A 5,244-nucleotide genomic window follows, 5' to 3' on the forward strand; every position below is an offset into this window, starting at 1 on the left:
CCGTTGTAAAACTTGTCATATAGATGACCGTTACTTCCTACTACAAAAGTCGAAATTCGATCCAGTGTAGGCTGGTAGACTACACCAGGTGAGTTGATTGCTGCTGTGCTCGGTGGTGTTCCCTGTTCTTCCCATACCCATTGACTACCGTTGTAAAACTTGTCATATAGATGACCGTTACTTCCTACTACAAAAGTCGAAATTCGATCCAGTGTAGGCTGGTAGACTACACCAGGTGAGTTAATTGCTACCGTGCTGGGTGGTTTTTTGATTACTACCGTGCTGTGTGATGTTCCCTGGTCTTCCCCTACCCATTGACTACCGTTGTAAAATTTGTCATATACATGACTGTTACTTCCTACTACAAAAGTCGCGATTCGATCCAGTTTTGTCTGGTAGACTACACCGGGTGGGTTAATTGCTATCGTACTCATATTATTTTCTTTCTTTATTAATTGCCTGATTTTAAGGGACTTCCAGCTAAAAAAATATCCCATCGTAGCTGCGTATTGCAATACGCAGTTACAAATGTACACATAATTTGGGATGATTTATTTTTTGGAAGTTCCTTAAAAAAATATCCCCTCGTAGCAATACGCCCCTACATTTGATAGTGCGTTAAAGAAAAAAAGATACAATGAATATCAAGCGCAAAACCACGATATTAGCAGTGATAGTATATCGACAATTTGTAAGGATTCAGGTCAGGCGAAAATGACTCAAACTATTATCATATAACAGGTTGCAAAAAAAATCCGAAAATCAGATTCTCTGCTTGAAAAGCGATCGCTGATCTCGTCAGTTGATTAGAGTCAGGAAATCCAACATTACATGACTAAAATTTTTGCTGATGATGTTTGATATCATCTAAAAAAGTAGATAGAGTGAAAAATGATTGGTACTAATATTTACATCAGTCAAGAAACTCAAGAATCTCTAATTAAAGCTGCGGCTTTCAAAGAAATATCTGTTAAAGAACTAGCTTCTTCTATTTTGAGGGAAAGTATTCAAGAAAAGTTTGGGCAAATTAGCTATTCTTCTAAGAATCAAGGCAAATTTGCCATTAATCCTCTTGTAAAAATGCAACCCTACGCTTATTTAGCAGATCGGAATGAACCCGTTATTTCTCCTGATGATTGGGAAATGAGTCACAATTTTGAAGTGAATGATTTGTGATCGTTCTTGATACTGAATGCTATCTTTGTCCCTGGCTGACTCTCCTTTCTAATTCCGCCTCTACTTCTTCAATTGACATTAGCCTTGGATTTGGATTGGCTGCGTGCAAACGATCGACGTAGGCATGAAACGCTTCGGTATTATCGGGATGTAATACATAAGCTTGTAACTCGGCATCAGTTATATCCATAAAGTTGGTTTGTGTCATTTTGTAACTACCTCCCCATTCGGATAAATTTCTATCTCTATTTTTAATTCTCAGGTAAGATGCCAATGACAAAGCTATGATAAGATTTAAATAAAATTTTTGCGTAATCTCTATCACTATTTTGATTAATCAGCACTCCGAAAACCTCCTAAACACTCAACTGGAAAATGTGCCAAGTGAAGGCTATATATTTAGCTGGTTTGATTGGTTTTGTCTTTGGTATCCTCCAGGCTGGCTAATTTTATTCAACCGCCATTGGCAGCACTATCAAACTGATCCAGATGGTTGGAATTGGACTGAATATGGATTATTTTTAATTCCTGGCGGATTTTATCTGGCGTTGCTGAGTCGCTGGTTGCGTCTTGGTTTTCGTTTACCCCGAAAAGAAGTTGGTGAATTTGATCCCAAATATCAACAAGCTTTTAGCGAAGAAATTCTCAATCCCATCGTTAAATACTATTTTCGGGGAGAATTGCAACAAGTCGAAAACTTGCCGTCAACAGGGACATTGATTGTGGCAATGAATCACGCAGGGATGTGTTTTCCTTGGGATTTTTTGACTTTGGGTTATTTATTAAGTGAAGCCAAAGGATGGGTAATACAACCCGTAGCAAGTACAGCATTATTTGAGCATCCTTGGGTAATTTGGTGGCTACCACCTAAATGGTCGCAGGTTTTAGGTGGTGTGCGAGCCGAATTAGATGATTTTGAGACAGCGATCGCAGCACCCGCCGTACCCAGCAAGTTACGCGTAGCGTCTGGTAGAGAAGGCATCGCCCCAGGTAAAATTCTCTTATATGCACCCGAAGGTATGCGCGGCCCTCTGAAAGGTTGGAAAAAACGCTATAAATTAGAAAAGTTTGATGTGAGTTTTATTAAGTTGAGCGATCGCTATCAAATTCCCATTCTCCCAGTAGTTTGCATCGGTAGTGAATCTTTACATCCTTGGACTATTAATTTTCGTAAATTGCAACAACTAGTTAAGTTACCATTCTTACCTTTTTCGCCTTTAATGCTTGTCTTAATTCTGTTTCCCTCAATGGGAATTTGGGCAATGAGAACTCGTCTGCGTTACTTTATTCAGCCATTGGAACAAGTAGGGCTGAAAACTGACTCCAGTAAAGGGCGTGTAGCAATTTATCAACAGGCGCAAGAATTACGAGAAAAACTGCAAACTAAAATTACTTTGATGGTAAATAAATCCGCGCTGTAAGGGTAAAGCGCAATGCTCATACGTGTCAACTTAAGGTGAAAGCCAGTCTGAACAAGTTTTTAGAGATTATCTCTTATCTCGTTCCCAGTCTGAGACTGGGAATGCCCGTCGTTGAGGCTCCGCCTCAAGACTTGCGGCATCGCAATGAGTAGCATTTCCAGCCAGAGGCTGAAAACGAGGTTTGAAAAGGGTTTTACCTTACAGCTATTTTCAGGTAAATAGAGCACGCGGTAGGGGCACAGAAAAAGCTCATTGGTGTCAAGTTAAGAAAAAATCTGCTTTGAGAAGGCGTTTTGCCCTCATCCCCTAACCCCTTCTCCCAAGTTGGGATTCGGGGAACTAGAGAATTTGCTCCCCTCTCCCAAAATTGGGAGAGGGGCTGTTCTTGTGAGGGTCAAACCTGGAAAGCTTGCCAAGTCTAACTTCTACGTTAAGTTGACACCAATGAGCATTGCTGTGCCCCTACGACAGATGTGGTTCAAATACATGAAAACTGCTGTAAGTTGAGATCAATGAGCATTGCGCTTTACCCCTACGACAGATCCGGCTTTTTGCATCAAGTATATTTAGTATTCTCTGTCAATGCGTAAGTCCTATTTAAGAAAAAAATCATGACTTTAAGAAAAAAATCGTGAAGTTAAGGCAGAAATTGTGATTTTAAGGGAAAAATTCTGAGCTTAAGAACAAAATCGCTACTTTAGTAACGATAGCTTCTAGATCCGGGGTGATGGTTGCTGAAATGGTGACAACTTTCCTAACAGCCAAGCACGCGCTTGTCTTAGGTTGTTTCGGTAAGAATTTAGACAATTTACAACTTATCGAATAGCCGAAAGAAACCTCACCCTGGTTATGCTACGCAGAACCTGTCCCTCTCCTTATTAAGGAGAGGGATGTCTGTCAGGACAGGGTAAGGTTTTATTTAGTACAAATATACTATTTACTGCTAAAATGCCTTACAAGTTAGCTAGCCTTGCTTGAGGTAGTATGAAAAAAATCCTAGACACGGACAAAAAGCCTATTTTGCTGAGAGTTTCGCTGTTGCAGCTTGCATCTGTAACGACTGCGATAGTGCCACTGCAACCCCAAGAGGAAAAAATTATTAGTGAACCAGAGCGTTTGATCGCGCAAGTCGAACGCGTCAATCAGATGGCAGGAGAGTTAGAAGCAGCGATATTAGAGTTAAAAGCGATCGCTAACACACTGAATACTCAAAGACGTTACCCACTTTTAAAGAAGGAACTAGGCAATATTTGTCAGTATTTCGCAGTTAGCGTCCCTTGGGTAAAACGAAAGCCTGACGGATCATTTATTCTGACGACGCGGAGAGTTGATTTATTCCGAGCCGAAAGGGAAGCCACACTGCTAGCACAGCAACTTCGTCAGCAAACCAAAAAAAGATTAGCATCGCAGCGACAGAGAAAAAACAAGAGTGGGGCTGACACAAAATGCTTGTTCAAAAAGGTATTAGTCAACAAATCTTAAAATTATCAACATTCAACGGCAGATCACCCTTGAGGTTGTAACAGTTATGCTGATTGAAGTGGCAGAAGGAACTTCTTTCTCAAAATTGCTAGATACCAGACTGCCATTGCTAATTGCAGCCATAGTTGGTGGCAATTAGCCAAAGCTGCCCTAAAATTTGCACTTCGGTAAAACTAGAGTGCAACATCAGGGACAATCAATCAGCGCATAGAAGGGGTAAAAAGAAGGTGTTAAATACACTTTTAGTGATTGCCGTTGGTTTTTTACCGTCCCTGATTTTCCTGTGGGTAATCCGCAAAACCCATTTGCGATCGCGCTTACGACTCAGACAAGCAGCTATGAATTTTCCATCGGTGCAGGGACGAGAAAACGTCAGATCGGTTGAAGGCGATCGCTATTATTTAGAAGGGGTGGGTTATCTGATTGGTGACATCAGCTGTAAATTTAATGCCCGATCTGGTTACATTCGTTGTGCTGTCAATCCTGATGGCCCGTGTAATGGTTGCCGTCACTACGAACATAAGGAATTAGCTGGTAGTAAAAAAAGTTTCTAGATCGGTACAGATAACCTGATTTATACCTAAGGAAGCACAACTAGGATCTGAGGTGTATATAGCTCCCAGACTCTCAGACCCATCAATCAATACCTTCGCCAAAAAAAGAGGTAGTCTAGCTTTTGCCTAAATAGGCTAAGTAAGTGGGTCAAATTAAATATAAAACCTTACTCTGCCTCCGGCTTCCCTCTCCGAACTCACGGAGAGGGATTGAGGGTGAGGTTTTATCTTATATTTAATTGTGCCTTCCTACTTAACAGAATAGGGTGTAATACTCGTAAGCCAAAACTCAAAACCCCAGTTCAGACGGACAGGACAGTATAAATTCCTGACACAAAAACCATAGAAGATTTTATTGGCTCAGTTTTTTGCCATGAGGCAAAAAAAGCGTGTAAAATCTTACGCTTGCTCTATGCCAATACTCGTAAATTGGCGAAGGTATTGAACTATGGACCAGTATTAACAAAGAGTGCATTATTGGTCCCTAGACCAGCACAGATAACCTGACTTGTACCGAAGGAAGCACAACTAGGATTTGAGACGTATGTACCTCCCAGACCCTGAGGCCCACTCCAGGAAATGCCATTAAACCGATTCACAAAAAGTGAATT

General features: G+C 40.9%; 6 protein-coding genes. 4 read left to right on the forward strand and 2 right to left on the reverse strand.

Annotated features, from left to right (window positions below; translation table 11 throughout):
- Window positions 1–434 (reverse strand): PLL family lectin (locus ACYTXL_RS13895; protein WP_461925265.1); only part of this gene is annotated, 434 nt, incomplete at its 3' end.
- Window positions 435–891: 457 nt separating this feature from the next.
- Between ACYTXL_RS13895 and ACYTXL_RS13900 the strand changes: the two genes are divergently transcribed.
- A complete protein-coding gene (locus tag ACYTXL_RS13900; RefSeq protein WP_461925266.1) occupies window positions 892–1,176 on the forward strand; it encodes a hypothetical protein in 285 nt (94 codons plus the stop codon).
- Between the two features lie 19 nt (window positions 1,177–1,195).
- Here the strand turns inward: ACYTXL_RS13900 and ACYTXL_RS13905 are convergent, their stop codons facing one another.
- Window positions 1,196–1,384 carry a DUF6887 family protein gene (locus tag ACYTXL_RS13905; protein ID WP_461925267.1) on the reverse strand — a complete coding sequence of 63 codons (189 nt, stop codon included), beginning with the start codon at window positions 1,382–1,384 and terminating at the stop codon, window positions 1,196–1,198.
- 121 nt (window positions 1,385–1,505) lie between these two features.
- Here ACYTXL_RS13905 and ACYTXL_RS13910 point away from each other — a divergent pair, with 121 nt between their 5' ends.
- The 3 genes from ACYTXL_RS13910 to ACYTXL_RS13920 all read left to right on the forward strand — a co-directional run bounded on the left by ACYTXL_RS13910 (window position 1,506) and on the right by ACYTXL_RS13920 (window position 4,633).
- Window positions 1,506–2,597, forward strand: a complete 1,092-nt coding sequence (locus ACYTXL_RS13910) for a 1-acyl-sn-glycerol-3-phosphate acyltransferase (RefSeq protein WP_461925268.1) — start codon at window positions 1,506–1,508, stop codon at window positions 2,595–2,597.
- Window positions 2,598–3,581: 984 nt separating this feature from the next.
- Window positions 3,582–4,079 (forward strand): hypothetical protein, encoded by a 498-nt coding sequence (locus ACYTXL_RS13915; protein WP_461925269.1) that lies wholly within the window; start codon window positions 3,582–3,584, stop codon window positions 4,077–4,079.
- Window positions 4,080–4,306: 227 nt separating this feature from the next.
- A complete protein-coding gene (locus ACYTXL_RS13920; RefSeq protein WP_461925270.1) occupies window positions 4,307–4,633 on the forward strand; it encodes a DUF6464 family protein in 327 nt (108 codons plus the stop codon).
- Window positions 4,634–5,244 lie beyond the last annotated feature (611 nt).

The organism is Nostoc sp. (assembly GCF_054880495.1).